The organism is Serratia sp. CoH_122_TC_1 (genome assembly GCF_058191755.1).
Genome location: NZ_JBXWLA010000023.1, coordinates 991 through 27,436 on the forward strand (window position 1 = coordinate 991; position 26,446 = coordinate 27,436).

Here is a 26,446-nt window from a genome sequence, read left to right on the forward strand (position 1 = left end):
AGCGCTTGCGCTGGCCCGAAGGGCGAGTCTCTGAAAGAGACGAGTAACCTGCGTTCAGGTTCGAGCATCGCGCAGCGTTGCCCGAAGGGTGAGGCCATAAGGCTGAATCAATCCCGCCCCTTTGAGCTGATTAATCCCTTTTAGACCCCCGCACGGCCCTCTTTTGAACTTCATTATCTCAACATTTTTAATGTATTAAACACAATTAGCGTAAACGCAAAAATATCAGCGGACTTTTCGCGCGATTTTAGGTATTTTGTTTAGTATATAAAACGAATGGGTTGTGGTAGGGGGAGTACCCTTGCAGCAGACACCCAGCCTAGCACAGAGATTGTAGCGATGAGTGAAATGTTTGATGTGAACGCGGCGGTGTATCCGTTCCCGCCTAAACCCGTGCCGCTGGATGTTGCGCAGAAGGCATTTTATCGCGAGAAAATTAAAACGCTGCTCAAGCAACGTAATGCGGTGATGGTAGCCCATTATTATACCGATCCGGAAATCCAGGCGTTGGCTGAAGAAACGGGCGGTTGCGTGGCGGATTCGCTGGAGATGGCACGATTCGGCAGCAATCACCCGGCGTCGACTCTGCTGGTTGCCGGTGTCCGTTTTATGGGGGAAACCGCCAAGATCCTCAGCCCGGAAAAGCAGGTGCTGATGCCGACGTTACATGCGGAATGCTCATTGGATCTTGGCTGCCCGGAAGAAGAGTTCAATGCCTTTTGTGATAGCCATCCGGATCGTACCGTGGTGGTCTATGCTAATACCTCCGCGGCGGTAAAAGCACGTGCCGACTGGGTCGTGACGTCCAGTATTGCTGTTGAATTAATTGAGCACCTCGACAGCTTGGGTGAAAAAATCATCTGGGCACCGGATCGCCATCTGGGTAACTATGTGCAAAAGCAGACGGGTGCCGATGTTCTTTGCTGGCAGGGCGCTTGTATCGTCCATGACGAGTTTAAAACCCAGGCCTTGATGCGTATGAAGGCCTTGTACCCAGACGCAGCGATACTGGTGCATCCAGAGTCGCCTCAGGCAGTGGTTGATCTGGCAGATGCGGTGGGTTCAACCAGCCAATTGATTCAGGCGGCACAAACGCTGCCTAATCCGCAGCTGATTGTCGCCACCGACCGCGGTATTTTCTATAAGATGCAACAAGCCTGTCCGGACAAAGAATTATTCGAAGCGCCTACTGCCGGTGAAGGCGCCACTTGCCGAAGCTGCGCACACTGTCCGTGGATGGCGATGAATGGTCTGAAGGCCATCGCTGATGGGCTGGAGCAAGGTGGCGCACTGCATGAGATACACGTCGACGCTGCGCTACGCCAGAAGGCCCTGATCCCACTGAACCGGATGCTGGATTTCGCTGCGCAATTAAAAATGCAGGTAAAAGGGAACGCCTGAGGGCAGATTAACCGCTTAATAAGGATGATAAAATGAGCTTTTTCAGTACCAGCAATATTTTGGTGCATATTCCGTTGGGGGCCGGAGGCTACGATCTTTCTTGGATTGAGGCCATTGGCACCCTGTTCGGTTTGCTGTGCATTTGGTATGCCAGCAAAGAGAAGATTATCAACTACCTGTTTGGTTTGATTAACGTGACGTTGTTTGCGGTGATCTTCTTCCAAATTCAGCTCTACGCCAGCCTGCTGCTGCAGCTCTTCTTCTTTGTTGCCAATATCTACGGTTGGTACGCCTGGAGCCGTCAGACTCAGGATAACCAGGCTGAATTGAAAATCCGTTGGTTGTCATTGCCGAAAGCGCTGGCGTGGGCTGCCGTGTGTGTTATCGGTATTGCCCTGATGACGTTCAATATTGACCCTGTGTTTGCCGGGCTGACGCAGATTGCGGTTGCGGTGATGCAGAGCCTGGGTCTGAGCGTGCAAATGCCGCAGTTGCAGCCGGATGCCTTCCCGTTCTGGGACTCAACCATGATGGTGTTGTCAATCGTGGCGATGATTTTGATGACCCGCAAATACGTGGAGAACTGGCTGTTGTGGGTTGTGATCGACGTGATTAGCGTAGCGATTTTCGCCTACCAGGGGGTTTATGCCATGGCGCTGGAATACGTGATTCTGACGCTGATTGCGCTGAACGGCTCCTGGCTGTGGATCAAGAGCGCGAGCAGTAACCAATCGCGGCCTTTATCTTCCGCCTCATAATCTTCCACATATAAATTGTTAGGGCACCTTATTAGGTGCCCTACGTGTTTTAGTGATGATGCCCCAGGTGAGAATGTGAGCCAGAATGTGAGTGGTCACTTGGCTCGGGCGCCCGGTTAATTCCGCAGTCGGGCGTATCACAATGCCGGTATTCCATCTGAATGGTGACATGGCCAATCCGGTAGTGCTCCAGTAGGTAAGCCTGGATGCGATACAGCAGGCCATCGTGATCGTTTGGCGGTATCACCTGCGCATGCAGTGTCATGAGCTTCTGCTCACCAATTTGCCAGACGTGCACATGATGGATATTACGTACTTCCGGAATATTCAGGCACAGGTCTTTTTGCAACTTGTTGATATCCACCTCCTGCGGTGTACCTTCCAACAGCTCGTGGAAGCTTTCTTTCAACAGCCGCCAAGCGCTGCGTATGACCAGGCAGGAGACCAACACCGAGAGTATTGGGTCGATTGGCGTCCAGCCGGTGGTCAATATCACAATGGCGGCCGCAATGGCACCCACGGATCCCAGTAAATCCCCCAGCACGTGCAATGCAGCGGCGCGTACATTGATATTCTTCTCTTCACTGCCACGGTGTAGCAGCCAGAAGGCGAACAGGTTAGCCAGCAGCCCCGCTATGGCGATAATCAGCATTGGCGTACCCATCACTGGCTGTGGTTCGAAGAAACGTCGTATGGCCTCCCACAGGATGAATACAACAATCACCAGCAACGCGGCTGCGTTGAGGAAAGCCGCCAGAGTGGTCAGGCGCAGATAACCAAAAGTGTGGCGTGCATTGGGTTTACGTTGCGAGAAGTGCACCGCCATTAGCGCGACCAACAGCGCTGCGGCGTCGGTGAGCATGTGGCCGGCATCTGCCAGCAGTGCCAGTGAACCGGAAATTAACCCACCGGCGACTTCGGCGACCATAAATACCGCAGTGACTAAAAAAGCGGTCAGTAGGCGTTTACTATTACTGTCTTTTGGCTGGTGTACATGTGGGGCGTCCGACATTATTCATCCTTATGCATAGCGAAATACGACTTGTCAGTGCTGACCAGACCCGCCAGTTCTATCAGTATCTGTTCCACTAACACACTTAATTCAGTATAGGCGGCCTGATTTAATGTTCCTTCACGGCCACTTTCTACCAGGTGCTGGCACAGGTTTGCTGCTGCCGGCAGTTGCAGCATCAACAGGCTGCCCTTAATACGATGTGCGCTTTGCCCCAATGCTGATAAATCTTGGCTCTGCAGCGCCTTTTCAAGCCGTTGTCGGTCTTGCTGTAACGTTGCTAGCAGTGTTGTCGCCAGACGTTGGAGCATCGCGTGATCATTACCCGCCATCTCGATCAGAGTCTGTTGTAGGTCAGTGAGGACTAACTGTTGCTCTGTCACCTGCGGCTGCTGCGGTAATACTTGAGCGATAGCCGACAGCGAAATAGGTTTGGTTAAAAACCGATCGATCGCCACCCGTCCTGATGGGATGCGAGTAAATTCCTGCACATCTGCCGAGCACAGAATAATTTGGCAGGCGGGAAGGTGGTGGCGTTGTTCGTCCCGGCGTATCAATCGTGCCAGTGTCAGGCCGTCCGGGCGCGGCATATTGTAATCAATAAACAGCAGGTCAAACGGATGCTGGCGGTGGGCTTTCAGCAGTGTATAGCCCTGTTCGAACAGGGTTGGTCGTAGCCCGAAGTGGCGTAATTGCCGCTCCATCAGCAACAGATTGGTGGGATGATCGTCGATCAGTGCCACGCGTAGGGTTGGCGACGGTAAATTGAACGGTTTGTCAGCCGGGTGGGTTGCCCGATCAGCCGCGATCGGAGTCACTGGCACCCTAACATAAACCTGGGTGCCCACGCTGGGTTGTGAATGTAGCGCAATATGGCCACCCATTTGCTCGACGATTTCCTTGCAGATAGACAGACCCAGCCCGGTACCCTGCACGGATACGCGCTGTGCACTGCGCGCGCGGTAAAAGGGTTGGAACAGCTTGTCTATCTCGTCGGCGGCGATACCACAGCCGCTGTCGGCCACCGTCAGGCACAGGTCCCCCTGAGGCGCGGCGGACGCGTGCCAATCGATATTCACCTGAATAGTGCCGCGGGGGGTGAATTTAATCGCATTATTTATCAGATTGTTAGCTACCTGAAGTAAACGCTCGCCATCAACAAGAACGGCGGTGGGTAGGTTGTCGGCCGCATTCACACTGAATCTCACCGGGCGTTCGCCAATCAGTGGTTGATACAGGGCGCTGATGTGGTCAATCCAGGGGCGCAGCGTCACAGCTTTGGGCACTAATGTCAGCGAGCCGGTTTCCAACCTTGCGTGATCCTGCAAGTCATTGAGTAAGTTGAGTAACGATGACGCTGAGCTGTAAATGACCGGTAATCCCTCAGGGGCTGGCTGGCGCTTTAGCTCCAGCTCCAGCAAGCCGAGAATAGCGTGCATTGGCGTGCGCAGTTCATGGCTGACGGTAGCCAGAAATTTGCTTTTCATGCGATTTTCCGCTTCAGCATGTCGGCGTGCCTGCTCGAGCACTTCACGCTCGCGCTTTTCTCGTCGTTGAAGCACAAAGCGGCGAAGTGTCAGCCCCAGCAACAGCAAGATTGCTGCTGCCAGCAGCGCTAAAAGCCAGGTAGTTTGTGGCTGCATACGGTTTTCGTTCACGGCATCAATCAAGTTGCTGCGATCGACAATCCATTCATCGCGTAATGATTGCAGCGTTTCTGACGGGATCTGCATCAGATTTTTATCGAGGATAGCTAACAGCAACGGCTGATCCTGACGTACACCGAAGGCCACTGGGTAGGCAATGTTATTGGCGGCAAACGCCAGTTTTATCGCACCAGAATAGCGTGACAGGGCGACAAAGTTTGCTGAGATCACATTATCTACCAGCGCATCTATTTGGCCGTTGGCCAACGCGTCATACAGGGTTTTGCTGTCGGTAAAACGGATCAGCTCTTCATCGGGGGGAACAAGCCCTTGAGCCAGGTCCCCCTGCAACACCCCGATACGCTTGCCGGCCAGATCGCTCCAGGTGGAAATGCCGTTGGTGTGTTGGCCAATGTAAACCCCCCACAGCGAGCGGTGGATTGGCATGCTGGCGCTGTAGCGCGCTTTAACGCCACGGGCTAATGGCAGTGCCGTTCGGAAACTGGCCTGACCGGATTGCACCAGTTGGTCCGCCTCCTCGGCATTACGTGCCCAAAGCGGCATAAAGCGCAGCCCGGTGTTCTGCGCAATGATATTCAAAATGTCGATTGCGTAGCCGCGCGGTTGCCCACCGGCACCGCGGTAGGCGAACGGAAAGTTATTCTCAATGGCGGCGTAATAAACGGTAGGGTGGGTTCCCACCCAACTTTTTTCCATTTGGGTCAGATCGGCGTTGCCAGTGTCGAGATAGCTGGGGATTTTTTTGCTCCAGCGGCTTTGAATGGCATTCATAAACTCCATCGGAGTATCGGCGATGGCAATATTGAGAGTGTCTATCAGTTGCGGGTTGGCGGCGGCAAAGACGAACGACAGATTCCCGAGATTAACGGTACTTTCGATCTGATAAAGCTGCCCGAGCTGCAATTGGTCGATAATAAAGCTGGCGCTGGCTTCGTCAGCAATAAAGTAGTCGCTGCTGCCGTTCAGTAAGGCATATACCGCCTGCAAGTTATTGTCATAACGCTGTACGTGAGGGGAGATCGCTTTCAACGCGTTACCGGCCTGCATATCGGTTAAGGTACTGATCGCCACCCGTGCATTGGCGGAATTGAGCATCACCTGACGGTCATTACTGCGATCTCGCAGTACACGTAAGTTACTGACGTAATAAGGCTGAGAGACTTTCAGATTATGCAGCGCTTCGTTTTGCGGAATGCCGTACACCAGATCGATAGTGCCGTTATGTAATGCCTGCTCAAGGCGTGCCAGATCGGTAAAGCCGTAGATTTGAAAGTGGATGCCTGTGACCTGCTGTATGTAACCGAGGTAGTCGGCGTTCAGGCCGTACAAATCGTCATCCACAATGATGTTATAGGGGCTGGTGTTTTCACTGATGATCCCGATGCGCAGGCTGGCGTCGCGCCAGGGGTTTTTCTCACTGGCGATCAGCATATCGGGAGGGATACTCAGGTTGCTGACCAGTTGGTAGCGCACCGGTTGCCCCGCTTGCGCGGTTTTACCTAAACACAACAGCAGGGCTAACAACAATAGAACGCCATGCATCATGGCGTTAGCTCTTTAAATACCGCTACCAGTTCCAGCAGGTTGCTGGCACCGGTTTTGCGCAAAATATTCTTCTTGTGGGTGCTGACGGTTTTGTTACTGATGCTCAGCATGTCGGCAATTTGCAGATTAGACAGTCCCTTGCTGAGTAATCCGAGAACCTGCAGCTCTTTTGGGGTCAGCAGCGCCCCTTCCACTGACTGAGTTTCTTCTGCCATTGCCGTGTCGGGAAAGCTCAGGGCACCATCGAGTACAGTTTCAATCGCTTGCACCAGCTGTTCGAGTCGGCTGCCCTTATGGACAAACCCATTGGCACCTGCTGCATAGGCCATACGGGCATAAATGTCTTCTTCCTGTGCGGTATAGATCAAGACCGGTTGCTGTGGATAGCGACGACGGATTTTTTTCAACAGCTGCAGGCCATCTACCTGCGGCAGGCCAATATCGAGGATCACCAACGAAAAATCGCGAATGGCCAGTTGGCTCAGCGCCTGGACATCGTCTTGTACCGCCTGCAGGTGATACTGGCGGGACGATTTGATTAGCGCCGCTTCCAGTGCGACATGAACCACCGGGTGGTCATCAACTAATAACAGAGAGGGCATGGTTTGGCTCGAGTAACTGTATCCTGGTTGTTAGCATAACGAAAAAGGAGCCACTACGCTCCCCTGATGAAACAGCACAATCTACTGTTAATTTGGCCGTTCATTCTGCGGGCGGCAAAGGTGATTTACAGCGCTACCCTCACAGGCTAAATTGGTGGGATCTATACCCGTCGCCTTTCAAGTTGCAGCGTTGTTACCTGCACTCACTCACCCCAGTGACTTACTTAAGTAAGCGCCTGGGGATGAGTGAACTGGGTGCCTAGCTGCAACTTGAAATTCATAGGGTATGCGTTTTGTGAAATACCGCCTCTCGATACCGAATGGAAAAGTTATGAATTACCAAAACGACGATTTACGCATTAAAGAAATTAAGGAACTCCTGCCACCGGTGGCCCTGTTAGAAAAGTTTCCGGCGACTGAACGCGCAGCAGAGACGGTGTCCAAGGCACGCAATGCTATTCATCAGATCCTTCGTGGTAGTGACGATCGCTTGCTGGTTGTCATCGGTCCTTGCTCTATTCATGATACCAAAGCGGCCAAAGAATATGCGGGCCGCTTGCTGTCACTGCGTCAGGAGCTGAGTGGCGAGCTGGAAGTCGTGATGCGTGTTTATTTTGAAAAACCGCGCACCACCGTGGGCTGGAAAGGCCTGATCAACGATCCACAAATGGATAACAGCTTCCAGATCAACGACGGTCTGCGTCTGGCACGCAAACTGTTGCTGGATATCAACGACAGCGGTCTGCCAGCAGCTGGCGAATTCCTCGACATGATCACCCCGCAGTATCTGGCGGATCTGATGAGCTGGGGCGCGATCGGCGCACGCACTACAGAATCCCAGGTACACCGCGAGCTGTCTTCCGGCCTGTCTTGCCCGGTTGGCTTCAAGAACGGTACTGACGGCACCATCAAGGTCGCGATTGACGCCATCAATGCTGCCAGCGCACCGCACTGTTTCCTGTCAGTCACCAAGTGGGGCCATTCGGCGATTGTGAATACCAGCGGTAACGGCGATTGCCACATCATTTTGCGTGGCGGCAAAGAACCGAACTACAGCGCTTCACATGTGAAAGAAGTCAAAGAAGGCCTGGTCAAAGCGGGTCTGCCTGCACAGGTGATGATCGATTTCAGCCATGCGAATAGCAGCAAGCAGTTCAAGAAGCAGTTGGACGTGAATGCCGACGTTTGTGGGCAGATCGCCGGGGGTGAAAAGGCGATCATGGGTGTGATGATCGAAAGCCATCTGGTGGAAGGTAATCAGAACCTGGAAAGCGGCGAACCGCTGGTTTACGGCAAAAGCGTCACCGATGCTTGCATCGGCTGGGCGGATACCGAGACGGTATTGCGCGAACTCGCGCAAGCCGTGAAAGCACGACGCGCCAAATAAAGCTCGCTTTGCGCCATAAAAAAAGCCCCCGGCCAAAACCGGGGGCTTTTTAGATCAACGGGCGAAAATTACTTCGCTTTACCCTGGTTTGCCACGGCGGCCGCTTTAGCAGCGATCTCGTCGGCATTGCCCAGATAGTAACGTTTGATCGGCTTGAAGTTCTCGTCAAACTCATACACCAACGGCACGCCGGTTGGGATGTTCAGTTCGAGGATCTCGTCTTCGCTCAGGTTATCCAGGTATTTCACCAGTGCACGCAGGGAGTTACCGTGTGCCGCAACGATAACGCGCTCACCGCTTTTGATACGTGGCAGAATTTCTTCGTCCCAGTATGGGATCACGCGATCGATAGTCAGGGCCAGGCTTTCAGTCAGTGGCAGCTCTTTTTCGGTCAGCGCAGAGTAACGTGGGTCGTGGCCCGGGTAACGCTCATCATCTTTGGTCAGCTCTGGTGGGGTGACGGCAAAACCGCGACGCCATTGCTTAACCTGCTCATCACCGTATTTTTCTGCGGTTTCAGCCTTGTTCAGACCCTGCAGCGCACCGTAGTGACGCTCGTTCAGCTTCCAGGATTTCTCCGTCGGCAGCCAAGCCTGATCCAGTTCGTCCAGAATGTTCCACAGGGTGTGGATTGCACGCTTCAGTACGGAGGTGTAAGCAAAGTCAAAGGAGAAACCTTCATCTTTCAACAGCTTGCCTGCTGCTTTTGCTTCGGTGCGGCCTTTGTCTGACAAATCAACATCATACCAACCGGTGAAGCGGTTTTCGTTGTTCCACTGGCTTTCGCCGTGACGCACCAGAACCAGCTTAGTTACAGCCATAGCTTAACTCCTTAATAATCTGACATTTCAATGATAACGAAAATCATTATATTGCCGCGGCCAGTGGCTCGGCAATCGATAGTGTTTAACCATAGCCAATTTCTTGCCGCAAAGTAAGTGCTGTGCTGAGGAAAAGCTGAATCGTTCAGGCGGACGCCGAAAGGGAAAGTCGCACGGCTAAAGGGAATTCAGCCGTGCGGCAAGAGCAGGGGAATCAGGCCGATTTTTTCAGGCAATTACTCATAAAGGTTTTACGTTCGTCGCCTTTCAGACTTTTGGTCTTGGCATCGGCGTTACAGGTTTTCATTTTCTGCTGCTGCGGTGTCAGCGTTTTCGTCGCAGCGGTACCTTCGGATTTCAGACAGGTGCTCATAAAGGTGGAGCGGTCCGCGCCTTTCAGCGTTTTGCTAGAGGCCTGTTGATTACAATCGGTCATGCGTTTCTGCTGCGCGGCCTGGGCGGGTGAAGGTGTTTTTGTTGCCGTTTCAGCCGCCATCAGGTTGGTGCTAAGCAGTAAACCTGCCAGTAATGGAAGTGCAGTAATCAGACGCATAGGTGTTCCTTCAGCTATTGACCGGCCGGGCTGGCCGAAAATTGTGACGTTGCACAAGGTGTTGTGCTTATCACCGTAGCCTGATTCTAGTGCGAGGTTTGGAATAAGGAAAGGTAACGGCCGGCAGGGTGGAGATGTAAAAAGGTAAGTATTTATAACAAACGGCCCCTTGCCGCATGGCAAGGGGCGTAGCGGGTCAGATAGGATAAAACTGATAATGGGTGGCGCTTTGATAACGTTGGCCGAGTTGCAGCCAGCAATTGGACTGCGGCCATTCTGGATGGTGCGGGCTGTCCGGTAAGAACTCGCTTTCAAGAGCTACGCCAGCGTAATTTGCGTAACTGCCACCGTCACGCGCTGGGGTACCGCCCAGATAGTTGCCACTGTAGAGCTGCAATGCCGGTGCAGTGGTGAAGACACTCATTTTCACCTGGCCATCTGCGGACCACAGGTGCGCCGCCGGGCTGTCTAACGCAGCGCATGTGCGGTGCAGCAGGAAGGCGTGATCGTAGCCCTTTACACGTTGTTGGTCTCGGTCGTGCAGAAAATCCTGCAGCAATGTTTTTGGTTGACGGAAATCCATGCCACTGCCTTCTACCGGTGTAAGCGCAGCACAGGGGATCCCATCACTGTCGACCGGCAGATAGCGGTCGGCAAACAGTTGCAACCGCTGGTGGCGCGCATCGGTGCCCTCACCGTCCAGGTTGAAGTAGGCGTGATTGGTCAAGTTAACGGGACAGGCGCTATCGGTTTGCGCCTGGTAACTGATTTCCAGCCGGTTATCGGCAGTGAGCTGATAGCACACCTGGACATCGAGATTACCGGGGAAACCTTGGTCACCGTCTGGCGAATGGAGGGCGTAACTGACCTGACGTTCGCTTTGCTCAATAATTCGCCACCTGCGGGCGTTGAAACCCTCTGGCCCGCCGTGTAACTGGTGTTCCCCTTGATTGGCATCCAGAGGATGCCGCTTGCCATCAATCTGCAGGCTCGCGGTCGCGATACGGTTAGCGTAGCGCCCGACGGTGGCTCCCAAATAGGCCGCTTGCAGCAGATAGTCAGCCGGCGTTTGGCAGCCCAGCAGCAGTTCGCGGGTTTTGCCTGATTTCAGCGGAAGGACGGCAGAAAGCCAGGTAGCGCCCCAGTCCATTAGGGTTACCGTCATCCCAGCTGCGTTTTTCAACTGGGTTAATTGGTAGGGCTGGCCGTCAGGTGCCAGCGCCTGGTTGTCGCTCAACATGTACCAGCCCCCTCGGATGCTTTGCAAACGTAGAAGGTTTCTTTCAGCCCATTGGTCTGTAATGGATATTCACGGGCTACCGCTTCGCGCACGGGGGCAACTAATGCCTGTGGCATCAAGGCAACAATACAACCGCCAAAGCCGCCACCCGTCATACGCACCCCGCCTTGGTCGCCGATAACGGCTTTGACAATGTCTACCAACCGGTCGATTGGCGGCACGGTAATTTCAAAGTCATCGCGCATAGAGGCGTGAGATTCCGCCATGAGTCGGCCCATCAATGTCATATCGCCCGCGGCCAATGCATCAGCCGCGGCCAGCGTACGATCGTTTTCACTGATCACGTGGCGCGCTCGTTTGGCGACGATCGGATCCAGTTCATGTTGGATCGGGAAAAACAGATCTGGGCTGACATCGCGTAGCGCCTTGACGCCAAAGAAGCGTGCTGCGGCTTCACACTGCTGGCGTCGGGTGTTGTATTCGCTGTCCACCAAACCGCGTTTTACATTGGAGTTGATGATGACTACGGCAATATCTTCCGGTACCGATACCGCCCGTGTCTCCAGTGAACGGCAATCGATCAACAGAGCATGATCTTTCTCACCGAGTGCGGAAATCAATTGATCCATAATCCCGCAGTTACAGCCGACAAACTGGTTTTCTGCCTCTTGTCCATTCAGTGCCAGCGCCACGCCATCCAGCGGTAGTTGATACAAAGCCTGTATCGCCTGGCCTACAGCAACTTCCAGCGAGGCAGAGGAACTTAGGCCGGCACCCTGCGGCACGTTGCCGGAGATCACCAGATCGGCACCGCCAAAATCGGCGTTGCGCTGTTGCAGGTGTTTGATCACTCCCCGCACATAGTCGGACCAGCGCTGGCTCGGGTGGCTCACGATCGGCGCGTCGAGCGAGAATTGATCCTGTTGGTTGTCGTAATCGGCGGCAATGACCCGGATCTGACGATCATTGCGTTTGGCACAGGCGATCACTGTCTGGTAATCAATGGCGCACGGCAGCACAAAACCGTCGTTATAGTCAGTGTGTTCGCCGATCAGGTTCACCCGGCCAGGGGCCTGAATAGTCAGCTCTGGCGCGTAACCAAAACGTTCGCTGAACAGGGAGTGGGTAAGATTTTTCAAACTCATTATTGGACTCCGGCTTCACGGTAATGAATATCACTAACGGCGCGCAGACGCTCTGCGGCCTGTTCTGCTGTCAGATCACGTTGGGTTTCCGCCAACATTTCGTAACCCACCATAAATTTACGCACCGTGGCGGAACGCAGCAGCGGTGGATAGAAGTGAGCATGTAATTGCCAGTGGCGGTTATCCGCATCATTGAACGGCGCACCGTGCCAGCCCATGGAATATGGGAAGGAGCACTGGAACAGGTTGTCGTAGCGGCTGGTGAGCTTTTTCAGTGCCACGGCCAGATCGCCACTCTGTGCGGTACTGAGATCGGTAATACGCTGCACGCTCTGCTTCGGCAACAGCAGCGTTTCAAACGGCCAAGCGGCCCAGTAGGGCACCACAGCCAGCCAGTGTTCGGTTTCCACTACGGTGCGGCTGCCGTCGGCCAGTTCGCGTTGAACGTAATCCAGCAGCATGGGGGATTGGTGTTGTTGGAAATAGGCGCGCTGAAGGCGATCTTCATGCTCGACTTCGTTTGGCAGGAAACTGTTGGCCCAAACTTGCCCATGCGGATGGGGATTGGAGCACCCCATCGCTGCACCTTTATTCTCAAATACCTGGACCCACGGATAGCTGCGCCCCAGATCGGCGGTCTGTTCTTGCCAGGTTGCGATCACGCATTCCAGCGCCGGAAGCGTCAACTCCGGCAGCGTTTTGCTGTGGTCGGGGGAGAAGCAAATCACCCGGCTGGTACCACGTGCGCTCTGGCAGCGCATCAAAGGGTCTGCACTTTCCGGTGCCAGCGGGGTGTCAGTCATCAATGCGGCAAAGTCATTGGTGAACACAAAGGTATTTTTATAATCCGGGTTTTTATCGCCGGTCACGCGGGTATTTCCTGGGCACAGGAAGCAGTTCGGATCGTGCTGCGGCAGTGTTTCTTGCTGCGCGGATTCCTGCTGGCCCTGCCAAGGCCGTTTGGCGCGGTGCGGTGAAACTAATACCCATTGCCCAGTCAGCGGGTTATAGCGGCGATGGGGGTGATCGATTGGGTTAAATTCCGTCATGACGGTTCCTTTTTCTTGGTCGATGCGGCTGGGTGTAATCGCTTTCATCTGCCGCTAACGGCCCAGTAATGCATATAAATGGATAGCTATGGGCAAAAAGATAGCACGTCTTTCGGAGGGAAAAGGTGATCTAGCGCGAAAAATGGAATCGCTTACACAAGGTGTGCCGGCAAGGAGTGCCGGTGATGCAGTCCGAGGAATATCAGGAAGGAAACAAGAATTCGTGCATGGGTGATAACGTTTTCACCAGGACGGCCGGCAGGCAGGTACCTACCGGCTAAAAGGTGTCAGGAATGTTGATAGAGAGGGTAAGTGAACAGCAACAAATGTGTCAGATTAAGCCCAAAGTGGAACAAAATAGGTACCCACAAGCGACCACTCCACATCCATGCCAGACCGTATATCAATCCGGCCAGCGTGGCGAAAGCCACCATCAACATGCCGCCAGCCAGATGTGCGGCACCAAAAATCACGGCTGCGATAATCAATGCCGGCCAGGCACCCAACCATTGGCTAAGACGTTGCTGCAAATAACCGCGGAATAATGCCTCTTCAGCCATGCAGACAAAGAACAGGTTAGCCATGACGAACGGCAGGATCCAGGATGGGGTATGCAGCTCGATCTTCAGGCCGCCAAGTGCCACGGCTATCAGCAGTAGAACCGGAACGCTGATAATCAACGCTATCCAGGACAATGACCCTCTGCTTTTTTCCGGTTCGTCGCGTTTAAATAACGTTGGTAAACAAGCAAATAGAAGGAATGGCACCAGCGCTTTGTCGAAGTTGTAGTACATCGTAAAAGGCGCGCTTAACGGGCCCGCTTTTTCACCGTCGATCATCAATGGGTTATTGATGCCCGGCACCAGATGCAGGAACAGCGCCACACAACTTGCAACGACCAGCACTTCGAACAGGACACTGAGATTACGCTGCGCGCGGAAATGGTGCCTTAGCCCCGCGAGAGCAACGATGCCCAATAAGCATGCCAGGCTGAGCGGAGTAAGCACCCCATGGTACATCCCCATCCCTGCTGAAGCGGCCAAAATTGACCAGGCAATCAGCCGGTTAAATGGCAAAAAGAATAACGAAGCAGCCAGTACGCCCCACATAACTATGTCCCTTTAAAATATGTACACGGCGCTCAGTGCCTTTGCGGCGTGTGATTATGGCGGAATTGAGCGCTAAGTCGGATAGTAACACAGTGAAGTTACAGTAAAGGTCGGGGCAGTAGCGCAAATGTTGCTATTAACCTTTCATCCAGGTTGACGACCGGGAAATTTCCGCCAAATTCTGCAAAATGTCCAGACTCTGCTGGTGGATTTCCAGGGTGGGGGCTGCACACAAATCCTGTAAGACCGTGATCTGAAAACCGGCATCGTGCGCCTGTCTGGCGGTACTTTCTATTGCCAGTGGCGTGCTGACGCCGCCCAGCAATAGATGGTGGCAATGATGTTCCTGCAACCAGGCTAACAAATTGTTACCGGCAAAGGCGGAGACGCCATGCTTTTCAAACTCAATATCTGCCGGCAACACCTGTAAATCCTTATCCCATTGGCAACCGGGGCTACTCAAACGCAGCGCGCCTATCTGTTTTAGGTGGTTGAACAAAGGAGAGTGGGCGGGAATATCGTGATAGTCGTCGGCAAAACCGACGCGCACCCAAATCACCGGGATTTTACGCACACGGGCGTAAGCCGCTGCGGCATTGGTGTTGGCAATCAGATTTTGCGCCACTGCCTGTTCACGACAATGATTCGCACGGCCTTTGGGGCCAATCAGATCGTCAATAAGATCGATAATAATCAGTGCGGCGGACATAGTGTCTCCAGAAACGAATCCTTTACCCCTTATGATAAAAGGCCAAATGTGATGTGTTACGGAGGAAGTGTTGCCGGATATGTCATCGGATGAGTGGCCTTGCCACCCATCCGCATCATTCTCGGGGATTAGGCTAATGCATCGTGCTGATAGCGATATCCTGCAGCGTCAGGGACAAAGCTCAGGCGGTGAGTAATGCTCTGCGGCGCGTCCTCTGCATGGTGAGAGACAAACAGTAACTGGGTGCTACCTTGGGCGATCAATACGTCGATAAACCGGCGTACCAGCTGACGATTGAGCGGATCCAACCCTTGAAGTGGTTCATCGAGGATCAGCAGCGTCGGGTGCTTGACCAGTGCGCGGGCGATCAGGGCTAATCGCTGTTGTCCCCAGGACAGGCTATGAAACGGCGCTTCTCCCTGTAATCCCAGCAGCGCCAACCATTGATCGGCCAACTGCCGTTGGCGATCGGATACCGCCTGGTAAATACCAATCGAATCGAAGAAACCGGACAGGATCACGTTGCGGACGTTGGTGCTGACACGGTAGTCCAGGTGCAGGCTACTGCTGACGTAACCGATGTGGCGTTTGATATCCCAGATGGTTTCTCCGCTACCGCGACGGCGACCAAACAACGTGAGGTCGTTGCTGTAGCCTTGAGGATGATCGCCAGTGATCAGGCTGAGCAGGGTGGATTTTCCCGCACCGTTCGGACCAACGATCTGCCAGTGCTCCTTGGGGTTAACCTGCCAATCGAGGTGGTTAAGGATCGGTCTGTCGTCGTAACTGACAATGCCGTCGCGCAGGACAATTAACGGTTGATCCGCCGGTAACGTGGTTGTTTGGGTTGGATCTTCCGTTTCTGGCAGTGCCAGGCCATCAAGATTTTCACTGTGCGCCAATTGTGCGACCAACGCGTCGGCCATGACCTGTTCGCGTGTCCCCTGGCTTGCCAGCGTGCAATCTGCCAATACGCCAACCTGGCGGATAAAGTCCGGCACTTCGTCAAAGCGATTGAGCACCAGGACCAGGGTATAGCCATGCCCAGAAAGGTCGCTCAGCAGTGCAGCCAACTGGGCGCGCGAATTCACGTCCAGCCCGTCGAACGGCTCGTCCAGGATCAGTAAATCGGGTTGCGGCATCAGCGCGCGGCACAGCAGCGTTTTGCGTGTTTCGCCGGTTGAAAGGTATTTGAAACGGCGTGACAGCAGCGGAGTAATGCCAAACAGTTCGGCGAGTTGCGCACAGCGCGCGGGGTCTTTGACGTCTTCCTGAATGATTTCAGCCACGGTGCGCCCGGTGTCTTCTTCACCGGGGCTGAGCAGGTCGGTATTGTTGCGTTGCCATTCGTCGCTGACCAGCTTTTGCAACTGTTCGAAAGAGATGCGCACTGCATGCTTGAAATCGCTGCTGCGTTCGCCGTTGAGCAGCACCAGTTCATCGGCAAGTGCACGTGCCAGCGCGGATTTTCCGCTGCCGTTGGCACCAACAAAGGCCCAACTGTCGCCGGCCTGAATATCCAGCGTCTCTAGCGTCAGGGTACGGGTATCGCTTAAGCGAAACGAACCTTGCGAAATGTGCAACGACGACATCACCTATTCCTTTTTATGCAATTATTTTGTTTAGAAATAGGCGCATTGCAAGGCGATGTCAATCGGCAAAAATGCAACGTAACGTTGCGTTTAACACAACGTCGCGACGATCACGCGATCGGCATTAAACAAGGCCTGTACTGTGCTGCCGGGGCGTAATTTAAGTTGTTGCAACTCTGGATTGGCTACTGTGGCGCACAGGGTTTCACCGCCCGTCAGCGTGACCAGCACTTCGCTATGATCGGTGCCTGGCTGGATACTGGCTACCACGCCCTCCAGCGCGTTGTCCGCGGCCCCCGCCAACGCGGGATCGGTATTCAGCTTTACCCAAGGGGCTTTAATCAACGCCAGCACGTCTTTACCGGGGGAGAGTTGCAGTCTATCGGCACTCTGCTGGGTTATCGCCGCACTAAGACGCGTTTTGCCGTCGTTAAGCAAGATATCGAGATGTTGTTGTACTTTCTGGTGATCGCGTCCTATCACGGTGCCAAAGAACTGGTTACGCGCACTGGTTTGCAACGAGAAACGCGAGATGGCCGCCAATAGGCTGTCGAGCGGCAGGTTGTCTTGTTGCAACACATCGAAGGCTTTTTGCTGGATCTGCCCCAACAGGTCGTAAAGCTGGATCAGACGTTCACCGTAATGGGTCACCTGCGCACCGCCACCGCCTTTTCCCCCGGTCGCACGCTCAACCACAGTCTGCTCCGCCAACTGGTTCATGTCGTTAATCGCATCCCAGGCGCTTTTATAGCTGATACCCGCCAGTTTTGCGCCCTGGCTAATGGAGCCTGTGTGCCGGACCTGTTTAAGCAGCGCGATGCGGCGTGGATCGGCGAACAGTTTTTGCTGGAGTTTTAACGTGAGAAGAATTTCGGCCTGCATAACGCGTCCTGTCGGCTGCAAAAGTCTTATTGTCGCTGATTTAGCGGCAAAGCGCCAAAGGATGGCGCGTTAGTTGTCGTGGGGAGTGCACAAGGACAATAAAACTGGCGCCCAAGTTTCGATATGTTATAACATAACAAAAAATATAATGATGGCCTTAGGCCTCGCCACGTTTTTATTTCACCACAGGGATGCTGTAAATGAGTGCTGCACGCCGGCGTTTCGTCACGCCAATAAAATCACTTTATCGTCTGATTGCCTCGGGTTTTTTTCTCTTCTCGGGTGTCGCTCTGGGCGCCGTCAACGGTTGCGACAAAGCAGACGCGTCACCAGGCTGTGAAGACAGCGTTACCGTAGAAGCTTCAACTGCGTCCCCAGGAACCTACAGCGGCTTGGCGTCGGTCACACACGCGGCCTCACGTTTGGGACTGACCAACAAGGAAACGCCGCGCAGTGTGGATGTGATCGGCCACCAGGCTATTGCGCAACGTGGGGACAAAACGCTGGCTGACGTGGTCGAACACGCAACCGGTATGTCTGGCGTGGCATCACCTACGCTGAGTAATAACTTTTCACTACGTGGTTTTAGGCCGGTGTCTTGGCTGTATAACGGTGTCGAAACGCCCGGCAGCACGATCCAACTGGCGGATCCGTCGCACTACGACAGTGTTGAGGTGCTGCGCGGCCCCGGCTCGGTGCTCAATGGCCTGAGCGCAGCCGGCGGTAGCGTCAATCTGGTGTCACGCCAGCCAACGTTTAGCCGCCAGCCTGTTGAGTTCGACTACGGCTTAGCCAGTTACAACAGCCAGCGTTTACATTTTGGTTCTGGCGGCACGCTTTTGGATGATGTGGCAGCTTATCGTCTGGATGTCAGCGGTAACGACAACGGTACCAACGTGCAATATGAACGCGATAAGCAGAAACGCGTATCCGGCTCATTGCTGTTTAAACTGACAGAAAATGCCCTGCTGACGCTGAGTTTGGATCGCATGCTTAACCGCACGACCAATCCTTACTACGGCACACCGCTGGTGGACGGGCGCATTGCACGCGAGCTGCGCGATATCAACTACAACAACCTGACTGACAGCCGGATTCAGAGCAATGCGACGTCTTTCCAGGCCAGTTTGGACTGGTTCACCACCCCGGAAATCGAGCTGCATAATCAGTTCTATTACTACAGCGGTTTTCGTGAGTGGCGCAATGTAGAACGTTATCGTACATCTGCCGCGACCCAACCCGGCTATGTAAACCGTGATTCTTTCGGGGCGTTGGCCCACGATGATGATCTGATAGGCAACCGCAGTTCACTGGTATTCGATCGGCCGCTGGGCGATTTTGACAACCGGTTGGTGATCGGTGTTGATGTAAGCAAAAGGCGCTTCCAGTACTACTCCAACGGGTTTCCCGGTTCTGAGGACGTTTCGCTGCTAACGCCGGTCAGAGAGGACTTCTCGCAGGGAACGGATCTTCAGCGTTCTCCTGTTCGTCACGTCACGCAAAACCAGTACGCGGGATTCCTGGAAGATCATTTCAGCCTGACTGAGCGCTTAACCTTGCTGGGGCAGCTGCGTTACAACCACATGCTGATGGATTGGCATTTCCAAAACCCACAAGAAGAAAGCCATGAGCACACCTACGCGTTTAGCGTCTGGAGTCTGGGGCCCAGCTATGCGCTAACCGACAACCTTAATGTCTACGCTAACTACACCACGGGTCAGGAACCTGGCAACGATCTGTTCTTTTTAAGCCCGGCACAAACCGGTTTGCCGTTAACTCGAGCGCGCCAGTGGGAAATGGGTGCCAAGGGCCAGTTTTGGGCGAACAAGGGGGAAGCCACGCTGGCGTTATACGAGCTGCGCAAGGACAACTTGTTTGTGCCTAACGCACAACAACCGGATACGTTGAATGCTGTCGGGCGTCAGACCTCGCGCGGCGTTGAGTTAAGCGTGATGCTGCGGCCAAGTTGGCAATGGGAACTGGCTGCCAATGCGGCCTATACCCACGCTCGTTACGATGAATACCGTGGCGGTAGCCCGTTGCGCAGCTATAACGGCAATCGTCCGGCTTACATTCCTGACTGGACCGCCAACCTCACTGCGCGTTACAAACCGACGGAGTCATTAGGGCTTACGTCATCGCTGCGCTACGTAGGCAGCAGCTATAACGACGATGCCAACCAGCGCAAAATGCCGGCCTACACCACGCTCGATCTGGCAGCAGACTATCAATTAACCCCAATCGTTAACCTGGGTGTTCGTATCAGAAATGCGACCAACCAACTGTACGCCTACCAGCGCACCTACCCGGAGCAGGTGCTGATTGCGCCGTCGCGTACGTATGAAAGCTTTATTTCGGTGAGGTTCTGATAGCGCCATGCCATTGATAATCCGCCTGCTGTGTGCACTTGGGCTGGTGATGAGCACGCTGGCACAGGCTACGCCTGTGACGCTAAGCAACTGTGGCCAACAATACCGTTACCCTTCGGTGCCTGAACGCGTGTTGGTGTACGCGAACCCTGCGCTGGAAAATATGCTGGCTCTGGGAGTCGTGGCGCACGTTGTTGGCATTATTGGCTATGACTACGCGCAGGATACTGTGCCCTCTCCGGCGCCCGCAGGATGGAATAAGGCACTGAGTAAGCTGTCGGCCACCGCGCCACCTGCGGCGGAGTCCTTGTTGTTATTGAACCCGGATTTTGTCTACTCGGCCAGCTACTACTGGCTTAACAGCCCGGAAACCCCGAATCGCGAACGGCTGACAGAGTGGGGGATAGCGACGTATCTCTCGCCCAATGTCTGCGGGGGGCAACAAAGCGCGACAACTTCAACAGCGAGCTTTGACGGTATTTTCGCCGAATTGAGAGAGATTGCCCGCATTTTTAACGTCACTCGCGACGCCGAAACCTTAATCCAGCATCAGCAAGATCGGTTGCGGGAACTCAGGCAACAGGCGGCGTCACTTCCTCGTCAGCGGCTGCTTTGGTGGTATGCCGGTACTCAAACACCATATGTGGCAGGGTGCTGCGGAGCTCCGGCGCTGCTTACCCGGGAAGTCGGCAGCGAAAATCTGTTTGCCGATCTGGCTGCACTTTGGCCTACCGTCTCATGGGAGACCATCGCTGCCCGCGATCCTGATGTGATTGTACTTGGCGATTTGCCCCGCGGTGGCCTTGGCGACAGCGCCAAAGACAAAATCTATTTTTTAGAACATCACCCGTTAACGGCAACTTTGCGTGCCGTGCGACAAAAACGCTACGTCATTTTGCCCGGTTATGACCTGGATCCTTCGGTCCGTACGGTTCCGGCTTTGCACCGTTTAATCAAGGGCCTGCAGCAACAGGTCTCACCATTGCCCATTCCCAACAAGGAACCCTGATATGTCCTCCCTTTCATTCTCTTCACTGCTGGCCTCATGGGATCAACAACAAGGTGCCTACATCGCCGAGCGGGAAGCGCGTTTCAGTGCACAGTTGGATGTACTGGAACTCTCGGTAGGCCAGGATTTTCATGTGCTGGATCTGGCCTGTGGGCCAGGTTCACTCAGCTTGCGCATCCTTCAACGCTTCCCGAGAGCCAAGGTGACGGCAATGGATTTGGATCCATTATTGCTGGCAATTGCCCGTGGCGCCTTAGCGGAATACGGCGATCGGGTCCGTATCCTTCAGGCCGATCTCGCCGATCCTGACTGTTTTGCATCTCTAGGTGGCTCCGCACCGCAAGCGGCGGTTTCCAGTACCGCACTGTACTGGCTAATGCCGGAACAATTGGGGGTTTTGTATCGTAACATTGTCGAACTATTGCCCGACGGTGGCGTGTTTTTGAATGCGGATCACCAGCGTTTTGATCACCGGCACCCACGCATTAAAACGCTCGCCGAACAGCACGATGACCAGACACAACAGCGGGCGTGGCAAGAGGGGGTTGAGGACTGGGACCAGTGGTTTGCCAAGGTGCAGCAACTGCCTGAATTGGCACAATACCAGCAACAGAGGGAGAGCCTGTTCGCCGGGCGTCCAGTGCCCCCTGCGGTAGCATTGGACTTTCACGTCGCCAGTTTGATACAGGCGGGTTTTAAAGAGGCAGGGTCGGTCTGGCAATGGCTGGATGACTACGTGATTGCAGGCTGGAAATAACATGGATGGGTCCGTACGTCGTCGTTTCACTCGCTTGCCGGGGGGCTCTGGGGGCTGCTGGCTGTTAATGCTCACCCTGACGTTACCGCTGTTTTTACTGGGTGCGTCTTTGTATGGACCGGCCCCGATATCGCTGCAGGATGCGTGGCATATTTTATTTGCCCCCGGAGCTGCTGATGCCTGCGGAAACACGGATGTCTATCAACGGATAATCTGGTCGCTGAGAATGCCAAGAGCCTTGCTGGCTGCGGTAGCGGGGGCCGGATTGGCGCTGGCCGGTACGCTCCTGCAGTCGCTGACGCGCAACCCACTGGCCGATCCCTGGGTATTGGGGATCTCTTCCGGTGCAGGTGTGGGCGCAGTTCTGGTGCTGGTTTTTGGCGTGGGTGGTGGTTTGCTGTCGGTATCTGGCGGGGCATTTATCGGTGCTGCCGGCGCGTTTGCGCTGGTTTTACTGCTCGGTGGGCGCGCTCTGCATGCGGAGTCATCATTATTTATTCTGGCCGGCGTTGCGGTTACGCAGCTGCTTTCTGCCCTGACCTCGCTGATTACCCTGTGGCAAGCGGACGCCAATACCACTCGCGGCGTGATGTTTTGGCTGCTGGGATCTTTTAGTGACGCTCGTTGGCCGCAGGTGGCTCTGATTGCGTTGCTGCTGGTCGTGGCATTATTGATTTGCTGGATGAAGGCAGGGGAGCTGGACGCACTGGCTTTCGGAGGCCTGACCGCGGCCTCTTTGGGGGTGGCGGTGGTGCCACTGAAGCTGCTGCTGTATGTCATTACCATGGCACTGACCGCCGTGATTGTCGCGTTCAGCGGTGCGGTGGGGTTCATCGGCCTGACGGTGCCCCATGTCGCCAGGCTCCTGGTTGGACCGCGCCACCGGCTGTTGCTACCCGCCAGCGCATTGTGCGGTGCGCTGTTTGCCGTTGCAGCAGATACGCTGGCCAGAACCCTGTTCGCACCCCGTGAATTACCGGTTGGAGTACTGACTGCGTTGTTGGGCGTCCCGGTGTTTCTGGCATTGCTCTATCGGAAAATAAACGCATGAGGGCTGAAAACGCTGTATCCGGGTTGCGTGTTGAACATGTGGGGTGGTCAACGCCGGAAAATGTGGTGCTGGACGACCTCAGTTTTCAGGCGCGTCCCGGCGAGGTTACCGGCGTGTTGGGCGTTAACGGTAGCGGAAAATCCACGCTACTCAAACTGTTGGCAGGGTTGATCCCGCCCAGTCGTGGGCGGATTTATCTGCACGAGACGGATATTGCCACGTTGAAGGGGCACGAGCGGGCTAAACGGATGACGTTCCTCGAGCAGTCTGGACCCAGCGCCTTTGCCATACCGGTAAAGGACGTGGTGTTGCTTGGACGCTTGGTGTACGCCAGCCGTTGGGCGGGATTTAGCGCAGAAGATTACCGCATTGCCGGACAGGCAATGGAGCAGGTGGGAATATCATCGCTTGCTGAGCGAGAATGGCATCAGTTGTCGGGCGGCGAGCAGCAGCGCGTCCATCTGGCGCGCGCATTGGCACAGCAAACGCCATGGCTGCTGCTGGATGAACCCGCTAATCACCTTGATATTGCCCACCAGCAACAGTTTATGGCTTTACTGCGACGTTTGGGCATCAGCGTGGTGGTATCGCTGCACGATCTGAATTTGGCGGCCAATTACTGCGACCGACTGATGCTGTTGAAAGAGAGGCGTTTGCATGCCTTTGGCCCACCGCAGCAGGTGCTAACGCCTGAGACGATTCGCGACGTGTATGCTGTTAATGCCCGCGTGGCATCGGTTAGCGATTATGCCGCACCGTTGATCTATTATCCTGCTCAATAACGTCTATCGGCAGTCGGTATGACGCATCGCTGCACAAATGGCACGTTTGGCCGGTTACAAATGTCGTGCAGCCTTTAAAATAAGCACGTTTTAGTCTGTATTTTGGTTTAAAGTAGAGATTACGTGGCGGTGTTCATTACCGCTCAATGGGCAGTTAAGTGAGGCTACCATGTTGGAATTATTGGAAAGTTTGCTGTTCGCCGTCGTGATGGTACCTATTGTGATGGCTATCATTCTCGGGTTGATCTACGGTTTGGGTGAGGTGTTCAACATTTTCTCCAAAGTGGGCCATTCTAAAGAGAATCGTACCTAGTACCACCCCTTCCTTATACCCGTCGGCGCCGTTCGGCGGGTGTTTCTCAAGTTATGTCCCACTCTGCCGATAAACCGCATGACAAGCTTCTGCGCGACGTTATATTATTTTTTATATAACGAAGAGTGATAATGCACGTTAACTTGCGGAGAAAACAATGAAACAGCAATGGACTAAGTGGGTCGGCGGTATCGTATTGGCATCCGGTATGGTCATGCAGGCGTCTGCGGCAGATAAAATTACCGTTTTTGCAGCAGCATCGCTGACTAACGCGCTGCAGGACATCGCAACCCAGTATCAGAAAGGCAAGGATGTCCAGGTGGTGTCTTCATTCGCCTCGTCCTCCACGCTGGCACGTCAGATTGAGCAGGGCGCTCCCGCTGATTTATTTATCTCTGCCGACCAGCAGTGGATGGACTATGCCATCGACAAACAGCAGATGGTTAAAGACACGCGTTATACCCTGTTGGGTAACGAACTGGTGCTGATCGCCGCTAAAGATGCCAAACAGGCTAAAATTACGCTTGATAAACAAACCGATTGGACAAAACTGCTCAATGGGGGCCGTCTGTCGGTGGGCGATCCGGACCACGTACCGGCCGGTATCTATGCCAAGGAAGCACTGCAAAACCTCGGTGCCTGGACCGCACTGGAACCTAAGCTGGCACGGGCCAACAATGTACGTAGCGCTATGGCGTTAGTGGAGCGCGGCGAAGCGCCGTTGGGCATTGTTTATGGTTCAGACGCGGTAGCCAGTGATAAAGTCAGCGTTGTGGCCATCTTCCCAGAAGACAGCCATAAACCGGTTGAATACCCGATGGCGATCGTTAAAGGTCATCAAACACCGGCCGTTAGTGCGTTCTACAGCTACCTGAAGGGCCCAGAAGCGGCTGCTATTTTCAAACATTATGGATTCTCCCCGCGTAAATGATGTTGAGTGAGTACGAATGGCAGGCGGTAGAGCTGAGCCTGAAAGTGTCCGCCCTGGCGGTGGTGTGCAGCTTGCCCTTTGGCATTTTGATGGCCTGGGTGTTGGTTCGCTGCCGCTTCCCCGGCAAGTCACTGTTGGACAGTATTATTCACCTGCCGTTGGTGCTGCCGCCCGTGGTGGTCGGCTATTTATTGCTGATCGCCATGGGGCGGCGCGGCGTTATTGGCGAATGGCTGTATGACTGGTTCGGTTTCAGTTTCAGCTTCAGTTGGCGCGGCGCTGCCTTGGCTTCTGCGGTGGTGGCATTCCCGCTGATGGTGCGTGCCATTCGGTTGGCGCTGGAAGCGGTGGATACCCGTTTAGAGCATGCTGCCCGTACGCTTGGCGCTAACCCATGGCGGGTGTTTTTCACCATCACGTTGCCATTATCGTTACCCGGCGTCATTGTTGGCGTGGTGCTGGCTTTTGCCCGCTCATTGGGCGAGTTCGGCGCCACCATTACCTTTGTTTCCAATATTCCCGGTGAAACGCGCACCATCCCGCTGGCGATGTATACCCTGATAGAAACGCCGGGGGCAGAAGCCGCCGCTGCGCGCTTGTGTGTGATTGCCATTGTGTTGTCACTGGTTTCACTGATGGTTTCCGAGTGGCTGGCCCGCTGGGGTCGCAAACGGATGGGCGTGTAAATGCTGGAACTGGATTTTTCCCAACGGCTTGGCGATCTGAATCTTAACGTCCGCGCCGATCTGCCCGCCCAGGGCATCACCGCCATCTTTGGTCTGTCTGGCGCAGGTAAAACCTCATTAATCAACGCCGTCGGCGGTCTGACACCTCTGCAACAGGGGCGCATTGTGCTCAATGGCCGTACGCTGGTGGATACCGATCAGGGGCTTTGTCTGCCGCCGGAAAAACGCCGTATTGGCTATGTGTTTCAGGATGCGCGGCTGTTCCCGCATTACCGGGTGCGCGGCAACCTGCAATACGGCATGGCAGCTGGCATGCGCAAGCAGTTCGACAGCATTGTTGAGCTTTTGGGGATCGGCTCGCTGCTCAATCGTCTTCCGTTGACGTTGTCAGGGGGAGAGAAACAGCGAGTGGCGATTGGTCGCGCTTTGCTGACTGCCCCCGAGCTGCTGTTGATGGATGAACCCTTGGCATCACTGGATCTGCCGCGTAAACGTGAGTTGCTACCCTACCTGGAGCGACTGGCACAGGACGTCAATATCCCAATCCTCTACGTTAGCCACAGCATGGATGAAATTCTGCAGTTAGCGGAGCAGGTGATGGTGCTGGATAACGGCCAGGTACGGGCATTCGGTGGGCTGGAAGAGGTGTGGGCCAGCAGTGCATTGCGTCCGTGGTTACAGCGTGAAGATCAGAGCAGCGTGTTGCGTGTCAGTGTGATCGAACACCATGCGCGCTATGCGATGACTGCGCTGGCACTGGGTGACCAACGCCTGTGGGTCAGCGGTGTTGACGCCGCATTGGGGGCTCAACTGCGTATACGAATCAATGCCGCCGATGTCTCTTTGGTGTTACAACCGCCGGTCAACAGCAGTATTCGCAACGTTCTGCCCGCCAAGGTGACCGAGTGCCTGGAGGTCGATGGGCAGGTAGAGGTGAAACTGGCGGTAGGGGAAAGCGTACTGTGGGCGCGGATTACGCCATGGGCGCGAGACGAATTGGCGATCCGGCCGGGACAGTGGCTGTATGCACAGGTTAAAAGCGTGTCTATCAGCCGGGAAGCTCGTTGAAAATGCCC

Annotated in this window: 24 protein-coding genes; 12 read left to right on the plus strand and 12 right to left on the minus strand. The window is 54.6% G+C overall.

Annotated elements, in window-relative coordinates; all coding sequences use genetic code 11:
* Nucleotides 1-339 precede the first annotated feature (339 nt).
* Nucleotides 340-1,401, plus strand: coding sequence for a quinolinate synthase NadA (gene nadA / locus AC2FC2_RS23690; protein WP_490659951.1), 1,062 nt, complete (start codon nucleotides 340-342; stop codon nucleotides 1,399-1,401).
* A gap of 32 nt (nucleotides 1,402-1,433) precedes the next feature.
* Nucleotides 1,434-2,159: a nicotinamide riboside transporter PnuC gene (gene pnuC / locus AC2FC2_RS23695; protein WP_265554317.1), complete on the plus strand. Its 726-nt coding sequence runs from the start codon at nucleotides 1,434-1,436 to the stop codon at nucleotides 2,157-2,159.
* Nucleotides 2,160-2,208: 49 nt separating this feature from the next.
* On the opposite strand, the gene zitB is transcribed toward pnuC, so the two are convergent.
* The 3 genes from zitB to AC2FC2_RS23710 are packed head-to-tail and all read right to left on the minus strand — an operon-like array spanning nucleotide 2,209 to nucleotide 6,985.
* Entirely contained in the window at nucleotides 2,209-3,171 is a 963-nt protein-coding gene (gene zitB / locus AC2FC2_RS23700; protein ID WP_209636232.1) for a CDF family zinc transporter ZitB, read from the minus strand.
* Nucleotides 3,171-6,383 carry an ATP-binding protein gene (locus AC2FC2_RS23705; protein WP_490659952.1) on the minus strand — a complete coding sequence of 1,071 codons (3,213 nt, stop codon included), beginning with the start codon at nucleotides 6,381-6,383 and terminating at the stop codon, nucleotides 3,171-3,173. Before AC2FC2_RS23705 ends, zitB begins: the two co-directional genes overlap by 1 nt.
* The gene (locus tag AC2FC2_RS23710; RefSeq protein WP_265554313.1) at nucleotides 6,380-6,985 is read right to left on the minus strand and encodes a response regulator; all 606 of its coding nucleotides are present in this window, start codon (nucleotides 6,983-6,985) and stop codon (nucleotides 6,380-6,382) included. Before AC2FC2_RS23710 ends, AC2FC2_RS23705 begins: the two co-directional genes overlap by 4 nt.
* 331 nt (nucleotides 6,986-7,316) lie before the next feature.
* Between AC2FC2_RS23710 and aroG the strand changes: the two genes are divergently transcribed.
* Entirely contained in the window at nucleotides 7,317-8,372 is a 1,056-nt protein-coding gene (gene aroG, locus AC2FC2_RS23715; protein WP_209636226.1) for a 3-deoxy-7-phosphoheptulonate synthase AroG, read from the plus strand.
* Between the two features lie 68 nt (nucleotides 8,373-8,440).
* Here the strand turns inward: aroG and gpmA are convergent, their stop codons facing one another.
* From gpmA to modE, 9 genes are all read right to left on the minus strand, one after another.
* Nucleotides 8,441-9,193: a 2,3-diphosphoglycerate-dependent phosphoglycerate mutase gene (gene gpmA, locus AC2FC2_RS23720; RefSeq protein ID WP_004941818.1), complete on the minus strand. Its 753-nt coding sequence runs from the start codon at nucleotides 9,191-9,193 to the stop codon at nucleotides 8,441-8,443.
* Between the two features lie 214 nt (nucleotides 9,194-9,407).
* On the minus strand, nucleotides 9,408-9,746 hold the full coding sequence (locus tag AC2FC2_RS23725; protein WP_209636224.1) for a PsiF family protein: 339 nt from the start codon (nucleotides 9,744-9,746) through the stop codon (nucleotides 9,408-9,410).
* 196 nt (nucleotides 9,747-9,942) lie between these two features.
* Nucleotides 9,943-10,986, minus strand: a complete 1,044-nt coding sequence (gene galM, locus AC2FC2_RS23730) for a galactose-1-epimerase (RefSeq protein ID WP_265554300.1) — start codon at nucleotides 10,984-10,986, stop codon at nucleotides 9,943-9,945.
* Nucleotides 10,980-12,134 (minus strand): galactokinase, encoded by a 1,155-nt coding sequence (gene galK / locus AC2FC2_RS23735; RefSeq protein WP_265554871.1) that lies wholly within the window; start codon nucleotides 12,132-12,134, stop codon nucleotides 10,980-10,982. The genes galM and galK overlap by 7 nt, the downstream gene beginning before the upstream one ends.
* Nucleotides 12,131-13,180 (minus strand): galactose-1-phosphate uridylyltransferase, encoded by a 1,050-nt coding sequence (gene galT / locus AC2FC2_RS23740; protein ID WP_209636219.1) that lies wholly within the window; start codon nucleotides 13,178-13,180, stop codon nucleotides 12,131-12,133. Before galT ends, galK begins: the two co-directional genes overlap by 4 nt.
* 287 nt (nucleotides 13,181-13,467) lie before the next feature.
* Nucleotides 13,468-14,289, minus strand: a complete 822-nt coding sequence (locus AC2FC2_RS23745) for a CPBP family intramembrane glutamic endopeptidase (RefSeq protein WP_265554297.1) — start codon at nucleotides 14,287-14,289, stop codon at nucleotides 13,468-13,470.
* Between the two features lie 136 nt (nucleotides 14,290-14,425).
* Nucleotides 14,426-14,998 (minus strand): cysteine hydrolase family protein, encoded by a 573-nt coding sequence (locus AC2FC2_RS23750; protein WP_265554296.1) that lies wholly within the window; start codon nucleotides 14,996-14,998, stop codon nucleotides 14,426-14,428.
* A gap of 128 nt (nucleotides 14,999-15,126) precedes the next feature.
* Nucleotides 15,127-16,590, minus strand: a complete 1,464-nt coding sequence (modF, locus tag AC2FC2_RS23755) for a molybdate ABC transporter ATP-binding protein ModF (RefSeq protein WP_490659953.1) — start codon at nucleotides 16,588-16,590, stop codon at nucleotides 15,127-15,129.
* Between the two features lie 90 nt (nucleotides 16,591-16,680).
* Nucleotides 16,681-17,472, minus strand: a complete 792-nt coding sequence (gene modE, locus AC2FC2_RS23760) for a molybdenum-dependent transcriptional regulator (protein ID WP_209636211.1) — start codon at nucleotides 17,470-17,472, stop codon at nucleotides 16,681-16,683.
* Between the two features lie 200 nt (nucleotides 17,473-17,672).
* On the opposite strand from modE, the gene AC2FC2_RS23765 reads away from it, so the two are divergent.
* The 9 genes from AC2FC2_RS23765 (at nucleotide 17,673) to modC (ending at nucleotide 26,438) form a co-directional block, all read left to right on the plus strand.
* Nucleotides 17,673-19,841 carry a TonB-dependent siderophore receptor gene (locus tag AC2FC2_RS23765; RefSeq protein ID WP_490659954.1) on the plus strand — a complete coding sequence of 723 codons (2,169 nt, stop codon included), beginning with the start codon at nucleotides 17,673-17,675 and terminating at the stop codon, nucleotides 19,839-19,841.
* A gap of 7 nt (nucleotides 19,842-19,848) precedes the next feature.
* Entirely contained in the window at nucleotides 19,849-20,850 is a 1,002-nt protein-coding gene (locus AC2FC2_RS23770) for an ABC transporter substrate-binding protein (RefSeq protein WP_490659955.1), read from the plus strand.
* Between the two features lies 1 nt (nucleotide 20,851).
* Nucleotides 20,852-21,607 carry a class I SAM-dependent methyltransferase gene (locus AC2FC2_RS23775; RefSeq protein WP_490659956.1) on the plus strand — a complete coding sequence of 252 codons (756 nt, stop codon included), beginning with the start codon at nucleotides 20,852-20,854 and terminating at the stop codon, nucleotides 21,605-21,607.
* 1 nt (nucleotide 21,608) lies between these two features.
* Nucleotides 21,609-22,658: a FecCD family ABC transporter permease gene (locus tag AC2FC2_RS23780; RefSeq protein WP_265554289.1), complete on the plus strand. Its 1,050-nt coding sequence runs from the start codon at nucleotides 21,609-21,611 to the stop codon at nucleotides 22,656-22,658.
* Complete coding sequence (locus AC2FC2_RS23785) at nucleotides 22,655-23,440, plus strand: ABC transporter ATP-binding protein (protein WP_490659957.1); 786 nt, start codon at nucleotides 22,655-22,657, stop codon at nucleotides 23,438-23,440. Before AC2FC2_RS23780 ends, AC2FC2_RS23785 begins: the two co-directional genes overlap by 4 nt.
* A 169-nt stretch (nucleotides 23,441-23,609) precedes the next feature.
* Nucleotides 23,610-23,753 carry an AcrZ family multidrug efflux pump-associated protein gene (locus AC2FC2_RS23790; RefSeq protein ID WP_037421566.1) on the plus strand — a complete coding sequence of 48 codons (144 nt, stop codon included), beginning with the start codon at nucleotides 23,610-23,612 and terminating at the stop codon, nucleotides 23,751-23,753.
* 157 nt (nucleotides 23,754-23,910) lie between these two features.
* Entirely contained in the window at nucleotides 23,911-24,684 is a 774-nt protein-coding gene (gene modA / locus AC2FC2_RS23795; RefSeq protein ID WP_265554280.1) for a molybdate ABC transporter substrate-binding protein, read from the plus strand.
* Nucleotides 24,681-25,370, plus strand: coding sequence for a molybdate ABC transporter permease subunit (gene modB, locus AC2FC2_RS23800; RefSeq protein WP_490659958.1), 690 nt, complete (start codon nucleotides 24,681-24,683; stop codon nucleotides 25,368-25,370). Before modA ends, modB begins: the two co-directional genes overlap by 4 nt.
* Nucleotides 25,371-26,438: a molybdenum ABC transporter ATP-binding protein ModC gene (gene modC, locus AC2FC2_RS23805; RefSeq protein WP_490308584.1), complete on the plus strand. Its 1,068-nt coding sequence runs from the start codon at nucleotides 25,371-25,373 to the stop codon at nucleotides 26,436-26,438.
* Nucleotides 26,439-26,446: the final 8 nt, after the last annotated feature.

Excerpts from the sequence above, each read along its gene's own strand:
- nadA (WP_490659951.1), top strand. The coding sequence starts at position 340 with ATGAGTGAAATGTTTGATGTGAACGCGGCGGTGTATCCGTTCCCGCCT.
- pnuC (WP_265554317.1), top strand. The coding sequence starts at position 1,434 with ATGAGCTTTTTCAGTACCAGCAATATTTTGGTGCATATTCCGTTGGGG.
- zitB (WP_209636232.1), bottom strand. The coding sequence starts at position 3,171 with ATGTCGGACGCCCCACATGTACACCAGCCAAAAGACAGTAATAGTAAA.
- AC2FC2_RS23705 (WP_490659952.1), bottom strand. The coding sequence starts at position 6,383 with ATGATGCATGGCGTTCTATTGTTGTTAGCCCTGCTGTTGTGTTTAGGT.
- AC2FC2_RS23710 (WP_265554313.1), bottom strand. The coding sequence starts at position 6,985 with ATGCCCTCTCTGTTATTAGTTGATGACCACCCGGTGGTTCATGTCGCA.
- aroG (WP_209636226.1), top strand. The coding sequence starts at position 7,317 with ATGAATTACCAAAACGACGATTTACGCATTAAAGAAATTAAGGAACTC.
- gpmA (WP_004941818.1), bottom strand. The coding sequence starts at position 9,193 with ATGGCTGTAACTAAGCTGGTTCTGGTGCGTCACGGCGAAAGCCAGTGG.
- AC2FC2_RS23725 (WP_209636224.1), bottom strand. The coding sequence starts at position 9,746 with ATGCGTCTGATTACTGCACTTCCATTACTGGCAGGTTTACTGCTTAGC.
- galM (WP_265554300.1), bottom strand. The coding sequence starts at position 10,986 with ATGTTGAGCGACAACCAGGCGCTGGCACCTGACGGCCAGCCCTACCAA.
- galT (WP_209636219.1), bottom strand. The coding sequence starts at position 13,180 with ATGACGGAATTTAACCCAATCGATCACCCCCATCGCCGCTATAACCCG.
- AC2FC2_RS23745 (WP_265554297.1), bottom strand. The coding sequence starts at position 14,289 with ATGTGGGGCGTACTGGCTGCTTCGTTATTCTTTTTGCCATTTAACCGG.
- AC2FC2_RS23750 (WP_265554296.1), bottom strand. The coding sequence starts at position 14,998 with ATGTCCGCCGCACTGATTATTATCGATCTTATTGACGATCTGATTGGC.
- modF (WP_490659953.1), bottom strand. The coding sequence starts at position 16,590 with ATGTCGTCGTTGCACATTTCGCAAGGTTCGTTTCGCTTAAGCGATACC.
- modE (WP_209636211.1), bottom strand. The coding sequence starts at position 17,472 with ATGCAGGCCGAAATTCTTCTCACGTTAAAACTCCAGCAAAAACTGTTC.
- AC2FC2_RS23765 (WP_490659954.1), top strand. The coding sequence starts at position 17,673 with ATGAGTGCTGCACGCCGGCGTTTCGTCACGCCAATAAAATCACTTTAT.
- AC2FC2_RS23770 (WP_490659955.1), top strand. The coding sequence starts at position 19,849 with ATGCCATTGATAATCCGCCTGCTGTGTGCACTTGGGCTGGTGATGAGC.
- AC2FC2_RS23775 (WP_490659956.1), top strand. The coding sequence starts at position 20,852 with ATGTCCTCCCTTTCATTCTCTTCACTGCTGGCCTCATGGGATCAACAA.
- AC2FC2_RS23780 (WP_265554289.1), top strand. The coding sequence starts at position 21,609 with ATGGATGGGTCCGTACGTCGTCGTTTCACTCGCTTGCCGGGGGGCTCT.
- AC2FC2_RS23785 (WP_490659957.1), top strand. The coding sequence starts at position 22,655 with ATGAGGGCTGAAAACGCTGTATCCGGGTTGCGTGTTGAACATGTGGGG.
- AC2FC2_RS23790 (WP_037421566.1), top strand. The coding sequence starts at position 23,610 with ATGTTGGAATTATTGGAAAGTTTGCTGTTCGCCGTCGTGATGGTACCT.
- modA (WP_265554280.1), top strand. The coding sequence starts at position 23,911 with ATGAAACAGCAATGGACTAAGTGGGTCGGCGGTATCGTATTGGCATCC.
- modB (WP_490659958.1), top strand. The coding sequence starts at position 24,681 with ATGATGTTGAGTGAGTACGAATGGCAGGCGGTAGAGCTGAGCCTGAAA.
- modC (WP_490308584.1), top strand. The coding sequence starts at position 25,371 with ATGCTGGAACTGGATTTTTCCCAACGGCTTGGCGATCTGAATCTTAAC.